The organism is Aquimarina rubra (genome assembly GCF_042684305.1).
GTDB classification, from domain to species: domain Bacteria; phylum Bacteroidota; class Bacteroidia; order Flavobacteriales; family Flavobacteriaceae; genus Aquimarina; species Aquimarina rubra.
In genome coordinates, this window is record NZ_JBHULE010000028.1 from 1 (window position 1) to 656 (window position 656).

Annotated in this window: 1 protein-coding gene; it reads left to right on the top strand. The window is 31.2% G+C overall.

The genetic code is table 11. The features are described 5' to 3' along the window. Positions 1 to 104: 104 nt before the first annotated feature. Entirely contained in the window at positions 105 to 479 is a 375-nt protein-coding gene (locus ACFSR1_RS19605) for a glyoxalase (RefSeq protein ID WP_378294748.1), read from the top strand. Positions 480 to 656 lie beyond the last annotated feature (177 nt).

Genomic DNA, 656 nt, shown 5'->3' on the forward strand with positions numbered 1-656 from the left:
CGTTGTAAGCAATTTCCAAACCGCAACAGAAATTTCAATAAATTCCTCTGAAAACGGATAAAGGAAAATCAAAAATTAGAGAAATCTAAAAAAAACATTTCAAAATGAAATTATCAGGAAAATCAATCAGGTCATTTATTGGTTCTAAAAACTATAATCTTTCGCGAAATTTCTATCTGGATTTAGGATTTAAAGAAGTCATCACATCTGAAAAAATGTCTTATTTCTACATTGGAGAATTCGGATTTTATTTACAAGATGCTTATGTGAAAGATTGGATTGATAACTCAATGATTTTCTTTGAGGTTGATAATTTAGAAAGTACTTTGAAATACATACGGAACTTAAAGTTGACTGAAAAATATGAGAATGTGCGCTTATCTGAAATAGTATATAACGAATGGGGAAACGAGTTTTTCCTTCACGACCCTTGTGGAATATTATGGCATTTCGGAATTTTTAAATCTAAAACACAGTAGAAAAAACTGCTTACAACACGATATATGATGTCATAGCAGCAAAGTGATCAATCGAATGGTTGTTGTATTTTTGGCAAGGCGCAATGCTTGCAGAAAGGAAAAGTTAGCAATCAATGCGCAGAAAAATCAAAAAGCAAGGTAACATTTTGCTTTGCTACGACACATATATTAAACGTT